This is a genomic window from Streptomyces sp. 4F14 (assembly GCF_048159485.1).
In the GTDB taxonomy this organism is placed as follows: domain Bacteria; phylum Actinomycetota; class Actinomycetes; order Streptomycetales; family Streptomycetaceae; genus Streptomyces.
Genome location: NZ_JBLRVY010000015.1, coordinates 40545 through 54929, shown reverse-complemented (window position 1 = coordinate 54929; position 14385 = coordinate 40545). Strand labels below are relative to the sequence as shown.

Below are 14385 nucleotides of genomic sequence, written 5' to 3'. Positions count from 1 at the left end.
CGTCCTCGTACTCGTCGGAAAACTGCTTCTGTCGTAAAACCCGCTTCTGAAAACCGCCCGTGGAACCGTCGGCACCACGGCCTTGGCACCGCGCGAACGGCTCCGGATAGCAGGACAGCGGGTCGACCATGACCCGCCGGTACCAAGGCTAATGGTCTGTGCGCGGGTGACAAGACGTCCCCCGGTTGTTCCTTCGGGCTGGGAACTACCCTGGTCCGGTGCGTGACAAAACCCAAACGAATTCCGCCGCTCCCGGTGACCGACTGATCCGCGCCGGTGCGATCGTGTTCTTCGCCGGTACGGTGGCCACTCTCGTCACCGTGACCCCGTTGTTCCTCGGTACGACGCCTTTTCCTGCGTACATGTTCGGATTGAGCATGCTCATGGGCGTCGGCTTCCTGATCGCGGGCGCGGGTGTACTGCGTTCGATCGCCGCCGGACGGCGTCAGGCGAGGGAGGGATCAGCGGCTTCCGGGGCGTCCGCGAGATAGGCCGAAAGCCATCCCGGGAACGCGAGGAGATCGGTGATCACCACATCCGCACCGGCCGTTCGCAATTCCTCCGCACCGCACGGTCCGGTGGTCACCCCCACCGAGAGCGCGCCGGCGGTCCGGGCACCCCTGACGTCTCCGACGTGATCGCCGACATAGACGTGGGCGCCGTATTCCTTCAGCGCCTCCGCCTTGCGCTCGGCCCACAGGTCACCGACTACCACGTCCGGGGTAAGCCTCAGGTGCTCCATGTGCAGCTTCGCGTTGGGCTCGTGCTTCGCGGTGACGACGATGGCCCGGCCGCCCGCCGCGTGCACGGCGTCGATCGCCTCGGCGGCGCCGGGCAGCGCGAGGGTCCCCTCCACGGCGTACGCGGGGTACAACTTGCGGTAGAGCGCGGCCATTTCGGCGACCTTGTCCGCCGGGAACCAGTGGGCCATCTCGTCCTCGACCGGCGGTCCGAGGCGGCTGACCACGAGGTCGGCGTCGATGTGCGCGCCGGTCCGCTCGGCGAGGGTCACGTAGCAGGCGCGGATGCCGGGGCGGGAGTCGATCAGGGTCATGTCGAGGTCGAAGCCGACGACCAGCGGGGCGGGGGTGGAGAGGGGGGTGGAGACGGAGGTGGAGGCAGGTGCGGGTGCGGGGACAGGTGCGTGGGCGCTCATACCTCCGAGTGTCTCAAGGTCCCTCTTGAGGACTACGTGTTCCGCTTGAGGGCCTCTTGTACCGCTTGAGAGCTGCCTGTCCCGCTTGAGGGCTACTTGTTCCGCTGCGACCGCCAGACCAGGTACAGGGCCGACGCGACGGCCGCGCCCCGCACCACCCACGGCCAGGTCTCCGCGACCGCGTCGTTCATGTGCCCGGCCACGATCGGCTCGCCCCAGCGGCCCTGGGCGCGGCCCCACACCCACACCGCTCCCGCCGCCACCGCGCTGCCGGGGATCCACATCACGGCGAGCTTCGTCTCGCGGTCGGTGAGCCGCCGGGACGCGTACGCGATGACCCAACCGGCGCCCAGCGCAAGGAGGTTGCCGAGGACCGCGCCCACGACGAGGGAGGCGGCGGCGAGCAGGAGGAGGGGGTTGCTCCACGTGCGGGAGGGGCGGTCGGCGGCGGGGCGGTTGCGGGAGGGCAGGGGGATCAGGCGGCGTCGGCGACGGGGGGCTGCGGCCTGGCCGGGGTCGGCGACGGGCTCAGTCTGTTCGCCGGCCGGGGCCTGGGGCGCGGCAGCGGCCTCCCTCTCGGCCTTCTCCGCCCGCTCCTTCGCCTCCGCCGCCCTGGCGCGCGGGGACTTGAGGAGTTCGGGGATCTCGACGCCGCCGACGAAACCCGGGACGGCGTCGAGGTCGCCCTCCAGACCTCCGGGGCCTTTGAGCCACCAGTCGGGGAGGGCCTCGCCTGAGGTACGGGGGGTGGGGAGGGACACGGGTTCACCGTCACCGGAGCCGGTGCGGCCGGTCGGCGCCGACGCTCCCGGGTGGCTCTCGGGTACCGGGGGACCTGAGGGGTACGCCGGCTGGGCGGGTACGGCGACCGCGGGCGCGTCCGGCGTACCGGCACCGCCGCCTGCCGCCGCGACGACGTCGTCGGGACTCCCCAGCCGGGCGATGATCTTCCGCACCGCCGCCGGGCTGTCCACCGACGCCTTCGCCCGGCGCTGGTCGATCTCGTCGCGCAACTCCGACACGAGCCGCATCCGGGCCCCCGACGCCAACTGCTGTTGCTGGGCCACGTCCCCGACGCGGCTCAGGTACTCGTAGACGACTTGGTCGCTTTCGATCCCCACGGGAAGAAGCTACCGCGCGGGGGACTTCGTCCAGTAGATCTGGAGTTGCAGGGGCTCACAGGACCCTCGTGGACGACCCCTACCCCGGAGCTACCCGCTACCGTGGGTCAGATGAGCACCCCCCGCTCCCTCGCCGAGGCACTGCGCTCGCGCGACGACCGGTCCCTCGCCGCCCTGCTGCGCGGCCGGCCGGACCTCATCACGCCGGTGCCCACCGACCTGACCCAGCTCGCGACGAGAGCGGGCACCCGCGCCTCCGTCGTACGGGCCCTGGAGCGGCTCGACCGGTTCGCGCTGCAGACCGCGGAGGCGCTCGCCGTCGCGGCGGACCCGGCGTCGTACCAGGAGCTCCTGGGTCTGATGGCCGGGGACGAGGAGGACCCGGCGGTGGTGGCGGCGCTGCCCGGCGCGGTGGCGACGCTGCGGGACCAGGCGCTGGTGTGGGGGGACGACGACCGGCTGAGGCTGGTGCGTACCGCCAGAGAGCTACTCGCGCCCTCACCCCAGCATCCCTCCCCCACCGGTCTCGGGCCGAGCGTGCAGGAGGCGACGGCGGGGATGTCGCCGGGGCGGGTGCAGACGATCGTCGCGGCGGTGGGGCTGCCGTCGACGCACGACTCGGTGAGCGCGGTCGCGGGCCTCACGGCGCTGTTCTCCAGCCGCCGCAAGCTGAGGGCGCTGCTCGCGAAGGCCCCGGCGGAGTCCGTCGAGGTGCTGGAGCGGCTGGTGTGGGGGCCGCCGTACGGGCAGGTCACGGCCGAACCGGCGGCGCGGCTGCGGTGGTTGCTGGACCGGGGGCTGCTGCTGCCGACGGCGCCGGGGACCGTCGTCCTGCCCCGGGAGGTCGCGCTGCACCTGCGGGCCGGGCGGGCGCACCGGGAGGTGGAGCCGTCGCCACCGGCCGTGCGGGCGGCGGGAGTTCACGGTCCGCAGATCGTGGACGCGACGGCGGCCGGGCAGGCGTACACGGCGCTGGCGACCGTCGAGGAGCTGCTGAAGGACTGGGACGAGGGCGGCCCCGCGGTACTACGGGCCGGTGGGCTCAGCGTCCGCGACCTCAAGCGGACCGCCGTCGCCCTCGACGTGTCGGAGCCGGTGGCCGCGTTCTGGGTCGAACTCGCCTACGCCGCCGGACTGTTGGCGTCCGACGGCGAGGCCGACGAGCGGTACGCGGCGACCCCCGAGTACGACGAGTGGCTGGAGCGTCCGGCGGCCGAGCGGTGGGCGCGGCTCGCGGAGGCGTGGCTCACGGCGACCCGGACGCCGGGAGTGGTGGGCGGGCGGGACGGCAAGGACCGTACGCTCTCGGCGCTCGGTCCCGGGCTGGATCGTTCGGCTACCCCCGAGGTACGACGCCGGGTCCTGGCTCTTCTGGGGGACCTCCCGGAGGGGACGGCGCCCAGCTCCGAAACGCTGCTCGCCCGGCTGCGCTGGGAGCGGCCCCTGCGGGGGCCGGAGCGCGGCGAGGGGGATCTGCGGACGCGGCTCGCGCAGTGGACGCTGAGCGAGGCGGAGTCCTTGGGTATTACGGGTAGGGGGGCGCTGTCGGGGCATGGGCGGGCGCTGCTGGGGACCGGCGCGGGGGGCGGTGGCAGCACGGCTCCCGTATCCGGTGGCGGCTCCGCTCCGGCTCCCGGCACGGATCCCGCCGACGCCGGTGACAAGCTCCCCGTGCACCACCGGTCCTCCCATCACCCCGTGGTACTACCCCTGTCCCCCTCGGAGCAGGCCGTGGCGAGTGCCGCTGCCGCCCGGCTGCTCGCGCCGCTGCTCCCCGAGCCCCTGGACCACGTACTCCTCCAGGCCGACCTGACGGCGGTAGCACCCGGCCCCCTGCGGCGGCCCCTCGCGGAGACGCTCGGGGTGCTCGCGGACGTCGAGTCGAAGGGCGGCGCGACGGTGTACCGGTTCACGCCGGCCTCGGTGCGCCGGGCGCTGGACGCTGGCCGTACCGCCTCCGACCTCCAGGCGTTCCTGACCGCGCACTCGCGGACGCCGGTGCCGCAGCCGCTGGCGTACCTGATCGACGATGTGGCCCGCAGACACGGCCACCTGAGGGTCGGCGCGGCCTCGGCGTACGTCCGCTGCGACGACGACGCGCTGCTGAACGAGATCCTCGCGGACAAGCGCTCGGCCGGCTTGCGTCTGCGCAGGCTGGCCCCCACGGTCCTGGCGGCCCAGGCCGACCCGGCGACCCTGCTCGACGTCCTGCGCACGATGGGCTACGCCCCCGCGGCCGAGTCCGCCGACGGCGACGTCCTGATCCACCGCGCCGACGCGCACCGCACTCCGCCCCGTACCCCTCCGGAGCCAGTTCCCGACGGCCCCCCGGTCCCGGACAACACGCTCCTGACGGCGGCGGTCCGCGCCATCCGCGCGGGCGACCTGGCCTCGACCACGCCCCGCAAACCCACCCCTGAGTCCTCCCGCACTACCCCCGGAGAGCTACCGCGCACCTCTCCCGCCGACACTCTCGCCACCGTCCAGGCGGCCGTCCTCACCAGCGAGCCCCTCTGGATCGGCTACGTCAACGCGGACGGCGCCGCCTCCCAGCGCGTCATCGCCCCCCTGCGCGTCGAGGGCGGTTTCGTCACGGCGTACGACCACACGGCGGACGAGATCCGGACGTACCCCCTGCACCGGATCACGGGGGTGGCGGAGCTGGCGGAGGACTGAGGGGGCGCGCTCCCGGCGTGAGCACTCTCGGCGTGATCGCTCCCGGCGTGATCGTCGCCGGATGAGGCACACTGGACGTTTGCCCCGTGCGGAAGGGATCCACGTACGTGAACGGTCCTCTCATCGTCCAGTCAGACAAGACGCTGCTGCTCGAAGTCGATCACGAGCAGGCCGACGCGTGCCGTCGGGTGATCGCACCGTTCGCCGAGCTGGAGCGGGCGCCGGAGCACATCCACACGTACCGGGTGACGCCGCTGGGGCTGTGGAACGCGCGCGCCGCGGGGCACGACGCCGAGCAGGTCGTGGACGCGCTGGTGCAGTTCAGCCGGTATCCGGTGCCGCACGCGCTGCTCGTCGACATCGCCGAGACCATGGACCGGTACGGGCGCCTCACGCTCAGCAAGCATCCCGCGCACGGGCTGGTGCTGACCTCCACCGACCGGCCGGTGCTGGAGGAGGTGCTGCGCTCGAAGCGGATCGCGCCGCTGGTGGGGGCGCGGATCGACCCGGACACGGTCGTCGTGCACCCCTCCGAGCGGGGGCAGATCAAGCAGACGCTGCTGAAGCTGGGGTGGCCGGCCGAGGACCTCGCCGGGTACGTCGACGGGGAGGCGCATCCGATCGGGCTCGCCGAGGACGGGTGGGCGCTGCGGCCGTACCAGAAGCAGGCCGTCGAGAACTTCTGGCACGGGGGCAGCGGGGTCGTCGTACTGCCCTGTGGGGCCGGGAAGACGCTGGTCGGGGCGGGGGCGATGGCCGAGGCCAAGTCGACGACGCTGATCCTCGTCACCAACACCGTCTCCGCGCGGCAGTGGAAGCACGAGCTGGTGAAGCGGACCTCGCTGACCGAGGACGAGATCGGGGAGTACAGCGGGACGCGCAAGGAGATCCGGCCGGTCACCATCGCGACGTACCAGGTGCTGACGACGAAGCGGAAGGGTGTCTACCCGCACCTGGAGCTGTTCGACTCGCGGGACTGGGGGCTGATCGTCTACGACGAGGTGCATCTGCTGCCCGCGCCGGTCTTCAAGTTCACCGCCGACCTCCAGGCGCGGCGGCGGCTCGGGCTGACGGCGACGCTGGTGCGGGAGGACGGGCGGGAGTCCGACGTGTTCTCCCTGATCGGGCCGAAGCGGTTCGACGCGCCGTGGAAGGAGATCGAGGCGCAGGGGTACATCGCGCCCGCGGACTGTGTCGAGGTGCGGGTCAATCTCACCGACTCCGAGCGGCTCGCGTACGCCACGGCCGAGGCGGAGGAGAAGTACCGCTTCTGTGCGACGACCGCGACGAAGCGGAAGGTGACCGAGGCGATCGTGCGCCGCTTCGCCGGGCAGCAGATCCTCGTCATCGGGCAGTACATCGACCAGCTCGACGAGCTGGGGGAGCATCTCGACGCGCCCGTGATCAAGGGGGAGACCTCCAACGCGCAGCGCGAGAAGCTCTTCGACGCCTTCAGGGAGGGCGAGATCAGCGTGCTCGTCGTCTCCAAGGTCGCGAACTTCTCCATCGACCTGCCCGAGGCGACCGTCGCGATCCAGGTCTCCGGGACCTTCGGCTCGCGGCAGGAGGAGGCGCAGCGGCTCGGGCGGGTGCTGCGGCCCAAGGCGGACGGGCATCAGGCGCACTTCTACTCCGTCGTCGCCCGGGACACCATCGACCAGGACTTCGCCGCGCACCGGCAGCGGTTCCTGGCGGAGCAGGGGTACGCCTACCGGATCGTCGACGCGGACGAGCTGCTGGCCGGGGACACCGGGAACGCCGGGGACGCCTGAGCGCCCGGCGTCACCTGCGGCGGCGGACACCTGCCTCCTCGCCGTACTCACCGAGGATCATGACGTCGAAAGCGGCACCGGCGAACACGCGTATCGCGTGAACGGTGTCGCCCAGGCGGTGCCTGTGCGGGCTGCTGATCGGGGTCGCACCGGAGGGGCGACCGGCGGCCGGGGCTGGGGTGAAGGTCGCTGCGCTCATGCATCCATGGTGCGATCCCGGACATAAGGACGGCATCGGTCCACAGAGCCAACTTTCCCGCCCGTTTCGTACTACTCAAGAGGGACGGATTTCCTCAGGGGTATTAGGGGTCGGCCTCAGGGTTCCCCTGAGAGGACGAAAACCCGTTGGCCCTCGTACCGGCTCCTGGCCTAAACTCTCCGCTCTTGCCGCCTCCCTCGCGGAGTGCCGCCGTCCGGTCGGAAACCGGCGGTCCCTCAGCCGCACCCCATCCGCAGCTCACGCATGCCCGGAGGCACCCCCTTGTCCACGCCCGTGTCCGCCGACGACCCCTTGTCCCGTGAGCGCTCCCACCTGACCGCGTCCCGTACCGCGCTGCGGGCGATGCGGGAGGACGTGCAGGCGCTGGACATCAAGGACGTCACCGCCAACTGGGTCAACGCGGAAGTACTGGGCCGCCAGATCGAGGAGCGGATCAAGGCGCTGGCCGACCTCAGCGACACCCCGCTGTTCTTCGGGCGGCTGGACTACCTGCACGCGCCCGGTGTCGAGCAGGCCGAGGGCGCCGAAGGGGAGAGGTTCTACATCGGGCGCCGGCATGTGCACGACGGCGACGGTGACCCCATGGTCATCGACTGGCGCGCGCCCGTCTCGCAGCCCTTCTACCGGGCCTCGAAGAAGGACCCGATGGACGTCGGGCTGCGCCGCCGGTTCGGGTACACCGGCGGCGACCTCACCGCGTACGAGGACGAGCACCTCTCCGACCCGGCGGAGGCGGCGCGGACCAGCAAGCTGCTCCAGCAGGAGATCGAGCGGCCGCGCGTCGGCCCGATGCGGGACATCGTCGCGACGATCCAGCCCGAGCAGGACGAGATCGTGCGCAGCGGCCTCGCGGGCAGCGTCTGCGTGCAGGGAGGTCCGGGCACCGGGAAGACCGCCGTCGGCCTGCACCGGGTCGCGTATCTGCTGTACGCGCACCGCGAGCGGCTGGCGCGGACCGGGACGCTGGTCATCGGCCCGAACAGGTCCTTCCTCCACTACATCGAACAAGTCCTGCCCGCCCTGGGCGAGTTGTCGGTCCGTCAGGCGACGGTGGACGACCTCGTCGCGCACGTCGAGGTACGCGGCACGGACGAGGCCGCCGCCGCTGTCGTGAAGGGCGATGCCCGGATGGCGGAGGTGCTGCGCCGGGCCGTCTACGCGCACGTCACCCCGCCCACCGAGCCCGTGGTCGTGGTGCGCGGCTCCCGGCGCTGGCGGGTGCCCGCGTACGAACTGGAGGACACGGTAAGGGAGTTGCTCGACCGCGATATCCGGTACGGCGCGGCGCGCGAGGCCCTGCCGCAGCGGATCGCGCACGCGGTGCTCGTCCAGATGGAGCGGGCCGGGGAGGCGCCGGACGACCGGGTCCAGGACTCGGTGGCCCGCAACAGCGCGGTGAAGGCGGCCGTCAAGGCGATCTGGCCGCCGGTCGATCCGGCGAAGCTGGTCCTGCGGCTGCTGAGCGAACCGGAGTTCCTCGCCGAGCACGCGGCCGGTGTCCTCACCGACGAGGAGCAGAAGACGATCCTGTGGGCCAAGCCCGTACGGTCCGTGAAGTCGGCCAAGTGGTCTGCCGCGGACGCGGTGTTGATCGACGAGGCCACCGACGTCGTCGAGCGCACGCACTCCCTCGGGCACGTCGTCCTCGACGAGGCGCAGGACCTCTCCCCCATGCAGTACCGGGCGGTGGGGCGGCGCTGCACGACCGGTTCCGCGACCATCCTCGGCGACCTCGCGCAGGGCACCACCCCCTGGGCGACGCGGAGTTGGGAAGAGGCGCTGGGGCACCTCGGCAAATCCGAGGCGGTGGTCGAGGAGTTGACCGCCGGGTTCCGGGTGCCGACGGACGTCATCACCTACGCGTCCCGGCTGCTGCCGCACATCGCGCCCGGCCTCGCGCCCGTCGCGTCGGTGCGGGAGAACCCCGGGTTCTTCGAGCTGCGCGAGGTCTCCGAGGTGGAGCAAGTCGTCGCGGCGTGCGGGGAGTTGCTGCTGCGGGAGGGGTCCATCGGGCTCATCGCCGCCGACGCCCGGATCCCGGTGCTCGCCGAGGCGCTGACGGCGGCCGGGGTGGCGTACCTCGACCCCGGGCAGGAGACCACGGCCGAGGCCCGACTCACCCTGGTCCCGGCCTCGTTGGCGAAGGGCCTGGAGTACGACTACGTCGTGCTGGACGAACCGCAGGCCGTGGTGGACGGCGAGCCGGACGAACGAACCGGCCTGCGGCGGCTGTACGTGGCGCTGACCCGCGCGGTCTCCGGGCTGGTCGTCGTGCACGGGCGTGAACTGCCGGAGCAGATCCGCTAGTTCAGGCGGATCCAGGCGCCGGGTGGGCACGCGGGACGCCCATCGGACCCGACCGCCCGGTGTACACGCGGGCCGCCAATCGGACCCGACCGCCCGGCAGTTCGCGCGAGCCGTCAGGCGGGCTCGGTCGCCCGGTGTACACGCGGGGCCCTCAGGCGGGCTCGATCGCCCGGCGTTCACGCCGGCCGCCAATCGGACCCGGCCGCCCGGCAGTTCCCGCGAGCCGTCAGGCGGGCTCGGTCGCCCGGTGTACACGCGGGCCGCCAATCAACCCCGGCTGCCCGGCAGTTCGCGCGAGCCGTCAGGCAGGGTCGATCGCCCGGCGCCAGGTCCTGACCGCCTCCGGTGCCACCGGCTCGGTCCAGCCGGACGGGCGTACCGCTCCGCCGACGTGGAAGGCGTCGACTCCGGCCGCGCGCAGGGCGGGGACGTGGGCGAGGGTCAACCCGCCGCCGACCAGGAGGCGTTCCTCGTACCGGCCCGCCTCCCCGAGCAGCGTCTGCATGCCCTGCTCCACGCCAGCGGCCGAGCCCGCCGTGAGGTAGGTGTCCAGGCCCGGCAGGCCCGCCAGCGCCTTGCGGACCTCCTCGCGGTGCGCGGCGTGGTCGATCGCGCGGTGGAAGGTCCAGCGGCAGCCGTCGAGCCCGGCGACGAGCCGCTCCACCGCGCGCACGTCCACGGCGCCCGCGTCGTCCAGGAACCCCAGGACGAACTGGTCCGCCCCGGCCTCCCTGAACTCCGCGGCCGCCCGCACGAGTTGACCGAGGTCACCGGCCGCGAAGCCCGCCGTCCGGCGGAGCATCACGCGGACATCGATGTCCACGGCCGCGCGGACGGCGCCGAACACCGACAGCTCCGGGGTCAGTCCGTCCGCCGCCATCTGCGAGACCAGCTCGACCCGGTCCGCGCCGCCGGTCTGCGCCGCGATCGCGTCCTCGGGGGTGAGGGCGATCACCTCCAGGAGCGCGCGCGTGCTCATGCGGGTGCCTTTCGCCGGGTCCCTCTACAGGTCTAGTCCAATCAGGGTACGTCAGGCGAACAGATTCAGCTCGTCCTCCCGTACCCCCACCAGTTCGTACGACGCCCCCTGAACCGATCGCCCGAAGTACAGCCGCACGAGCGCGGACGCGGGGCCGAGGTAGCGGGCCGGAGGGTGGGTGCCGTCGGAGTGGCCGAGGACGAGCGGCTCATCCGCGTCGTCCAGGTCGGCCTGGAGAGGGAGGCGCTCGTACTGCCGGGTGAGGCGGGCGAGGAGCGTCAGGGCGTCGGGGAGGGCCGGACCGGCGTACGCGTCGGGTTCGTTCCAGGCTTCGCGGACGTCGCCGGCGTGGATCCACTCGCCGAGGGCTATGCCGTCGTGACGGCCGTCCGAGGCGGCGACGACCGGGCCGACCTCGGTCATGCCGCGCTCCAGCTCGTCGACGATCCGGGCCATGGGCCAGTCCGCGCGGTCGGCGATGTCGCGGTCGTTGGACTCGGGGGAGAACACGCCCTCCTCGAAACGGTTCTCCACCACGCGCATCAGGGCCGAGGAGCAGTGCGCAAGGACGTCCCGCACGGACCAGTCCGGACAGCCCGTGGTCGGGAGGGCGAAGTCGGCGTCGGGGCGGGCGCGCAGGAGGGGGATGAGGGCGTCGCGTTCGGTGATGAGGAGACGGCCGGGGAGTTCGGGGTCGCGGGGTAGCTCCGAAGTAGCAGTCATACGACCAACCTAGGGCGTAGGGAGCCGCCGTGCGGCGGGACAATGGGCCCATGCCCGACCTCGACGCCCTGCGCGCCCGCTGGCTCCCCGCCCTGCTCTCCGCACGGACCGACGACTCCTGCGCCATCGCGCCCCGCCTCTACGCCGACAACCTGATCGAGCGCTGGCAGGAACCCCACCGCAGGTATCACACGCTCACCCACCTCACGGCGGTACTGGACCGCGTCGACCTCCTGGAGAGCTACGCCGAGGACGCCGGCCTGGTGCGGCTCGCGGCCTGGTTCCACGACGCCGTCTACCTTCCGGACCGGTCGACGAACGAGGAGCGGTCGGCGCGGCTCGCGGAGCGGGCACTGACCGAGGCGGGCGTGCCGGAGCGGGGCGTGGCGGAGGTCGCGCGACTGGTGCGGCTCACCCAGGGGCACGCCCCGGCCGACGGGGACCGCAACGGCGAGGTGCTGTGCGACGCGGACCTCGCGGTCCTGGCCTCGGCGCCGGAGACGTACACGGCGTACACGGCCGCCGTGCGGGAGGAGTACCGCTTCATCCCCGAGGCCGCCTTCCGGGCCGGACGGGCCGACATTCTGCGCCAACTCCTCGGCATGGAAAGGCTGTTCAGAACGCCGTACGGCCAAGAGCACTGGGAGGCGGACGCGCGGCGCAACATCGCCGCCGAACTGGAGGTGCTGACGGGCTGAGGCTCTACCCTCACGTCATGCGGAGAAGTCTTTCGGGCGGAGATCAACTGGACGCGGCCGTCACGGAGTGCGTCGCGCTGCTGCGGACGCTCACGGACCGGGACTGGGCGGACACCCCGGCCTCGGGCCTGGAGTGGAGCTGCCGGACGACCGCCGAGCACATCGCGTACGAACTCTTCGGATACGCCGGGCAGTTGGCGGGCCGGGTGCAGGGCGCGTACCTGCCCTTCAAGCTCCGGTTCGACGAGGAGACGCCCAACTCCCGTGTGGTGGACGTGATCGAGGCGGCCGGCGCGGTGCTCGCGGCGGCCGTACGAAGCACGCCGCCGCGGGTGCGGGCGTACCACCCGGCGCCGTTCCGGGACGCGAACCGGCAGGGGTTCGCCGCGATGGGGGCCGCCGAGGTCCTGCTGCACACCCACGACCTCGCGCGCGGTCTGGATGTCGCGTACCAACCGGCCCCGGAACTCGCCGAGTTCGTGCTCCAGCGGATCTTCCCCCAGGTGCGTCCGGCGCTCGACCCGTGGGAGGCGCTGCTGTGGGCGACCGGGCGCGGTCAGCTCCCGGGCCGTGCGCCGGTGTCGCGCTGGCTGTGGCACAACAACCTTGTCCTGCCCACCGATCGGCTCACCCTGGAGTCCGCCACGCCGGCCGTGCTCGCCGAGCTGTGGGCGGGCGGCGACGGCGGCTTCGACTGGCTCGGCGACGGCCCCCTCGAAGGCACCCGCGAGGCCGCCGGGCTGGTGTTCTCCTCGTACGAAAAGGGCGTCCTGCGCGCGGAGTTCGGGCTGTTCGTGCTCGTGCGGCGGGCGGACGGGCTGGCCATCGGCAGCCTCGGGTTCCACGCGGCGCCGGACGGGGAGGGCCGGACCGAGATCGGGTACGACGTCGTGCCCGAGGCGCGGGGCAACGGGTTCGCGACCGAGGCGGTGCGGGCCGTCGGGGAGTGGGCGCTCGGGCGTGAACAGGGCGACGTGGACAGCGTGTTCGCCGTCGTCGAGCCCGACAACCTGGCGTCCAGAGGGGTGTTGGAGCGGGCCGGGTTCGTCGGGGTCGGGACGGATCCGGAGGGAGACGCCTACGAACTGCGGCGGTACCGGCTCTGAGGGACGCTCGCCTTGCGGCGGCGCAGACCCGCGCCGTGCAGGAGCCGGACGACCTCGCGGCTGCTGACCTCGACCGCGCCGGCGGCCACCACATCGGCGTAGCGCTGCTCGGGGATGTCATAGTGATCCCGCTCGAAAGCGCGCGGGGGCACGCCCAACTCCTCGGCGAACGCGTGGAGTTCATCGAAGGAGACGTCGCTGACCAGGTGGGACCAGAGGCGGCCGTGGCCGGGCCAGGCGGGCGGGTCGATGTAGACGGTCATGAGGACGGCGGTCCGCTCGGGGCGGCGGCGAGGGAGCCGACCGCCGCGACCTTCACACCGGCCTTGTGGCAGACCCAGTGCGGGTCGGGGCCCAGCTCCGGTTCGACCTCCAGCGCGTGCGGGTCGCCGGAGCCGCAGACCGGGCACAGGGGCCAGCGGCCGTACCTCTCCAGCAGGGCGTCCTGGACATCCTGGGCGACCAGGCCCGCGACGTACTGCGCGCCGTCGGGCCACTGCTCCACCCACCAGCGGCGCTGGACGACGGACTCCTCGACCAGCGACACCACGTCCGCCTCCGCGACCTCGCCCGCGATCAGGTCGGCCAGGACCAGGGCCCTGGCTCTGTGGAGGGACTGCTCCAGGTGGCTCACGGGGGGTACGGGGTCGGTGCTCATGACTTCCATTGTGCGCACTCTTGACCCGGTCGCCGAAACGAAAATATCTTTCAGAGTGTGACCCGCGATGTGAAAGAAATTTTCGGCGGCGCGCTCGCGGCCAAGGTGCGGACCCTCGCCCCCTCCATGACCCGGTCCATGCAGCGGGTCGCCGAGGCGGTCGCGGGGGACCCGGCGGGGTGCGCGGCACTCACGGTCACGGGGCTCGCGGAGCGGACCGGGACCAGCGAGGCGACCGTCGTCCGTACCGCTCGGGTACTGGGGTATCCCGGGTACCGGGATCTGCGGCTCGCGCTCGCCGGGCTCGCCGCGCATCAGCAGTCCGGGCGGGCGCCCGTCCTCACCACGGACATCTCTGTCGACGATCCGATCGGGGACGTCGTCAGCAAACTCGCGCACGAGGAGCGGCAGACGCTGGCCGATACCGCCGCCGGGCTCGATACCGTCCAGCTCGGGGCGGCCGTTTCCGCCGCCGCTTCCGCTCGGCGGATCGATGTGTACGGGGTCGGGGCTTCCGGGCTCGTCGCCCAGGATCTGGTGCAGAAATTCCTGCGGATCGGAATTGTGGCCCATGCGCACAGCGATCCTCATCTCGCGGTGACCAACGCGGTGCAGTTGCGGGGCGGAGATGTCGCCGTCGCCATTACGCATTCCGGGTCCACCGGGGATGTCATCGAGCCTTTGCGGGTCGCCTTCGAGCGGGGGGCCACCACCGTGGCCATCACCGGGCGGGCGGACGGGGCGGTCACCCAGTACGCGGATCATGTGCTGACCACTTCCTCCGCGCGGGAGAGTGAGTTGCGGCCCGCGGCCATGGCGTCGCGGACCGGGCAGTTACTGGTGGTGGACTGCCTGTTCGTGGGGGTCGCCCAGCGGAATTACGAGGCCGCCGCTCCCGCGCTCGCCGCGTCTTACGAGGCATTGGCCCATCGGCACCGGTAGACCGTAGGGAGTCTTGCAGGAACTCCC

General features: G+C 72.4%; 14 protein-coding genes. 7 read left to right on the top strand and 7 right to left on the bottom strand.

The features are described from left to right. Nucleotides 1-218: 218 nt before the first annotated feature. Nucleotides 219-491 (top strand): hypothetical protein, encoded by a 273-nt coding sequence (locus tag ACLZOT_RS25600; RefSeq protein ID WP_079057066.1) that lies wholly within the window; start codon nt 219-221, stop codon nt 489-491. Here ACLZOT_RS25600 and ACLZOT_RS25595 read toward each other — a convergent pair. Both ACLZOT_RS25595 and ACLZOT_RS25590 read right to left on the bottom strand, forming a co-directional pair. Continuing rightward, nucleotides 446-1156 carry an HAD family hydrolase gene (locus ACLZOT_RS25595; RefSeq protein WP_416971407.1) on the bottom strand — a complete coding sequence of 237 codons (711 nt, stop codon included), beginning with the start codon at nt 1154-1156 and terminating at the stop codon, nt 446-448. The two genes, ACLZOT_RS25600 and ACLZOT_RS25595, sit on opposite strands and share 46 nt — an antisense overlap. A gap of 92 nt (nt 1157-1248) precedes the next feature. Then, complete coding sequence (locus tag ACLZOT_RS25590) at nt 1249-2277, bottom strand: hypothetical protein (RefSeq protein ID WP_416971406.1); 1029 nt, start codon at nt 2275-2277, stop codon at nt 1249-1251. Between the two features lie 111 nt (nt 2278-2388). Here ACLZOT_RS25590 and ACLZOT_RS25585 point away from each other — a divergent pair, with 111 nt between their 5' ends. Beyond that, a complete protein-coding gene (locus ACLZOT_RS25585) occupies nt 2389-4953 on the top strand; it encodes a helicase-associated domain-containing protein (protein ID WP_416971405.1) in 2565 nt (854 codons plus the stop codon). A 107-nt stretch (nt 4954-5060) separates the two neighbouring features. Then, the gene (locus tag ACLZOT_RS25580) at nt 5061-6725 is read left to right on the top strand and encodes a DNA repair helicase XPB (RefSeq protein WP_416971404.1); all 1665 of its coding nucleotides are present in this window, start codon (nt 5061-5063) and stop codon (nt 6723-6725) included. Between the two features lie 10 nt (nt 6726-6735). Here the strand turns inward: ACLZOT_RS25580 and ACLZOT_RS25575 are convergent, their stop codons facing one another. Continuing rightward, complete coding sequence (locus ACLZOT_RS25575) at nt 6736-6924, bottom strand: hypothetical protein (protein WP_416971403.1); 189 nt, start codon at nt 6922-6924, stop codon at nt 6736-6738. 264 nt (nt 6925-7188) lie between these two features. On the opposite strand from ACLZOT_RS25575, the gene ACLZOT_RS25570 reads away from it, so the two are divergent. Then, nucleotides 7189-9252 carry a HelD family protein gene (locus ACLZOT_RS25570; protein WP_416971402.1) on the top strand — a complete coding sequence of 688 codons (2064 nt, stop codon included), beginning with the start codon at nt 7189-7191 and terminating at the stop codon, nt 9250-9252. Between the two features lie 301 nt (nt 9253-9553). Here ACLZOT_RS25570 and ACLZOT_RS25565 read toward each other — a convergent pair whose 3' ends face one another. Then, a complete protein-coding gene (locus tag ACLZOT_RS25565) occupies nt 9554-10231 on the bottom strand; it encodes a copper homeostasis protein CutC (RefSeq protein ID WP_416971401.1) in 678 nt (225 codons plus the stop codon). 51 nt (nt 10232-10282) lie between these two features. Continuing rightward, nucleotides 10283-10954: a maleylpyruvate isomerase family mycothiol-dependent enzyme gene (locus ACLZOT_RS25560; RefSeq protein WP_416971400.1), complete on the bottom strand. Its 672-nt coding sequence runs from the start codon at nt 10952-10954 to the stop codon at nt 10283-10285. Between the two features lie 50 nt (nt 10955-11004). On the opposite strand from ACLZOT_RS25560, the gene ACLZOT_RS25555 reads away from it, so the two are divergent. Both ACLZOT_RS25555 and ACLZOT_RS25550 read left to right on the top strand, forming a co-directional pair. Then, nucleotides 11005-11652, top strand: coding sequence for a hypothetical protein (locus tag ACLZOT_RS25555; protein WP_416971399.1), 648 nt, complete (start codon nt 11005-11007; stop codon nt 11650-11652). A 17-nt stretch (nt 11653-11669) separates the two neighbouring features. Next, nucleotides 11670-12758 carry a GNAT family N-acetyltransferase gene (locus tag ACLZOT_RS25550; RefSeq protein ID WP_416971398.1) on the top strand — a complete coding sequence of 363 codons (1089 nt, stop codon included), beginning with the start codon at nt 11670-11672 and terminating at the stop codon, nt 12756-12758. Here the strand turns inward: ACLZOT_RS25550 and ACLZOT_RS25545 are convergent. Together ACLZOT_RS25545 and ACLZOT_RS25540 are read right to left on the bottom strand one after the other, a co-directional pair. Next, nucleotides 12731-13021: a DUF4031 domain-containing protein gene (locus ACLZOT_RS25545; protein ID WP_416971397.1), complete on the bottom strand. Its 291-nt coding sequence runs from the start codon at nt 13019-13021 to the stop codon at nt 12731-12733. The genes ACLZOT_RS25550 and ACLZOT_RS25545 overlap by 28 nt on opposite strands. After that, the gene (locus tag ACLZOT_RS25540; protein ID WP_416971396.1) at nt 13018-13416 is read right to left on the bottom strand and encodes a hypothetical protein; all 399 of its coding nucleotides are present in this window, start codon (nt 13414-13416) and stop codon (nt 13018-13020) included. Before ACLZOT_RS25540 ends, ACLZOT_RS25545 begins: the two co-directional genes overlap by 4 nt. Nucleotides 13417-13473: 57 nt before the next feature. Here ACLZOT_RS25540 and ACLZOT_RS25535 point away from each other — a divergent pair, with 57 nt between their 5' ends. Further along, nucleotides 13474-14358, top strand: a complete 885-nt coding sequence (locus ACLZOT_RS25535; RefSeq protein WP_416971395.1) for a MurR/RpiR family transcriptional regulator — start codon at nt 13474-13476, stop codon at nt 14356-14358. The last annotated feature ends 27 nt before the right edge of the window (nt 14359-14385 follow it).

Coding starts and splice junctions, on each gene's coding strand:
- ACLZOT_RS25595 (WP_416971407.1), bottom strand. CDS start 1,156: ATGAGCGCCCACGCACCTGTCCCCGCACCCGCACCTGCCTCCACCTCC.
- ACLZOT_RS25585 (WP_416971405.1), top strand. CDS start 2,389: ATGAGCACCCCCCGCTCCCTCGCCGAGGCACTGCGCTCGCGCGACGAC.
- ACLZOT_RS25575 (WP_416971403.1), bottom strand. CDS start 6,924: ATGAGCGCAGCGACCTTCACCCCAGCCCCGGCCGCCGGTCGCCCCTCC.
- ACLZOT_RS25570 (WP_416971402.1), top strand. CDS start 7,189: ATGCCCGGAGGCACCCCCTTGTCCACGCCCGTGTCCGCCGACGACCCC.
- ACLZOT_RS25565 (WP_416971401.1), bottom strand. CDS start 10,231: ATGAGCACGCGCGCGCTCCTGGAGGTGATCGCCCTCACCCCCGAGGAC.
- ACLZOT_RS25560 (WP_416971400.1), bottom strand. CDS start 10,954: ATGACTGCTACTTCGGAGCTACCCCGCGACCCCGAACTCCCCGGCCGT.
- ACLZOT_RS25555 (WP_416971399.1), top strand. CDS start 11,005: ATGCCCGACCTCGACGCCCTGCGCGCCCGCTGGCTCCCCGCCCTGCTC.
- ACLZOT_RS25550 (WP_416971398.1), top strand. CDS start 11,670: ATGCGGAGAAGTCTTTCGGGCGGAGATCAACTGGACGCGGCCGTCACG.
- ACLZOT_RS25545 (WP_416971397.1), bottom strand. CDS start 13,021: ATGACCGTCTACATCGACCCGCCCGCCTGGCCCGGCCACGGCCGCCTC.
- ACLZOT_RS25540 (WP_416971396.1), bottom strand. CDS start 13,416: ATGAGCACCGACCCCGTACCCCCCGTGAGCCACCTGGAGCAGTCCCTC.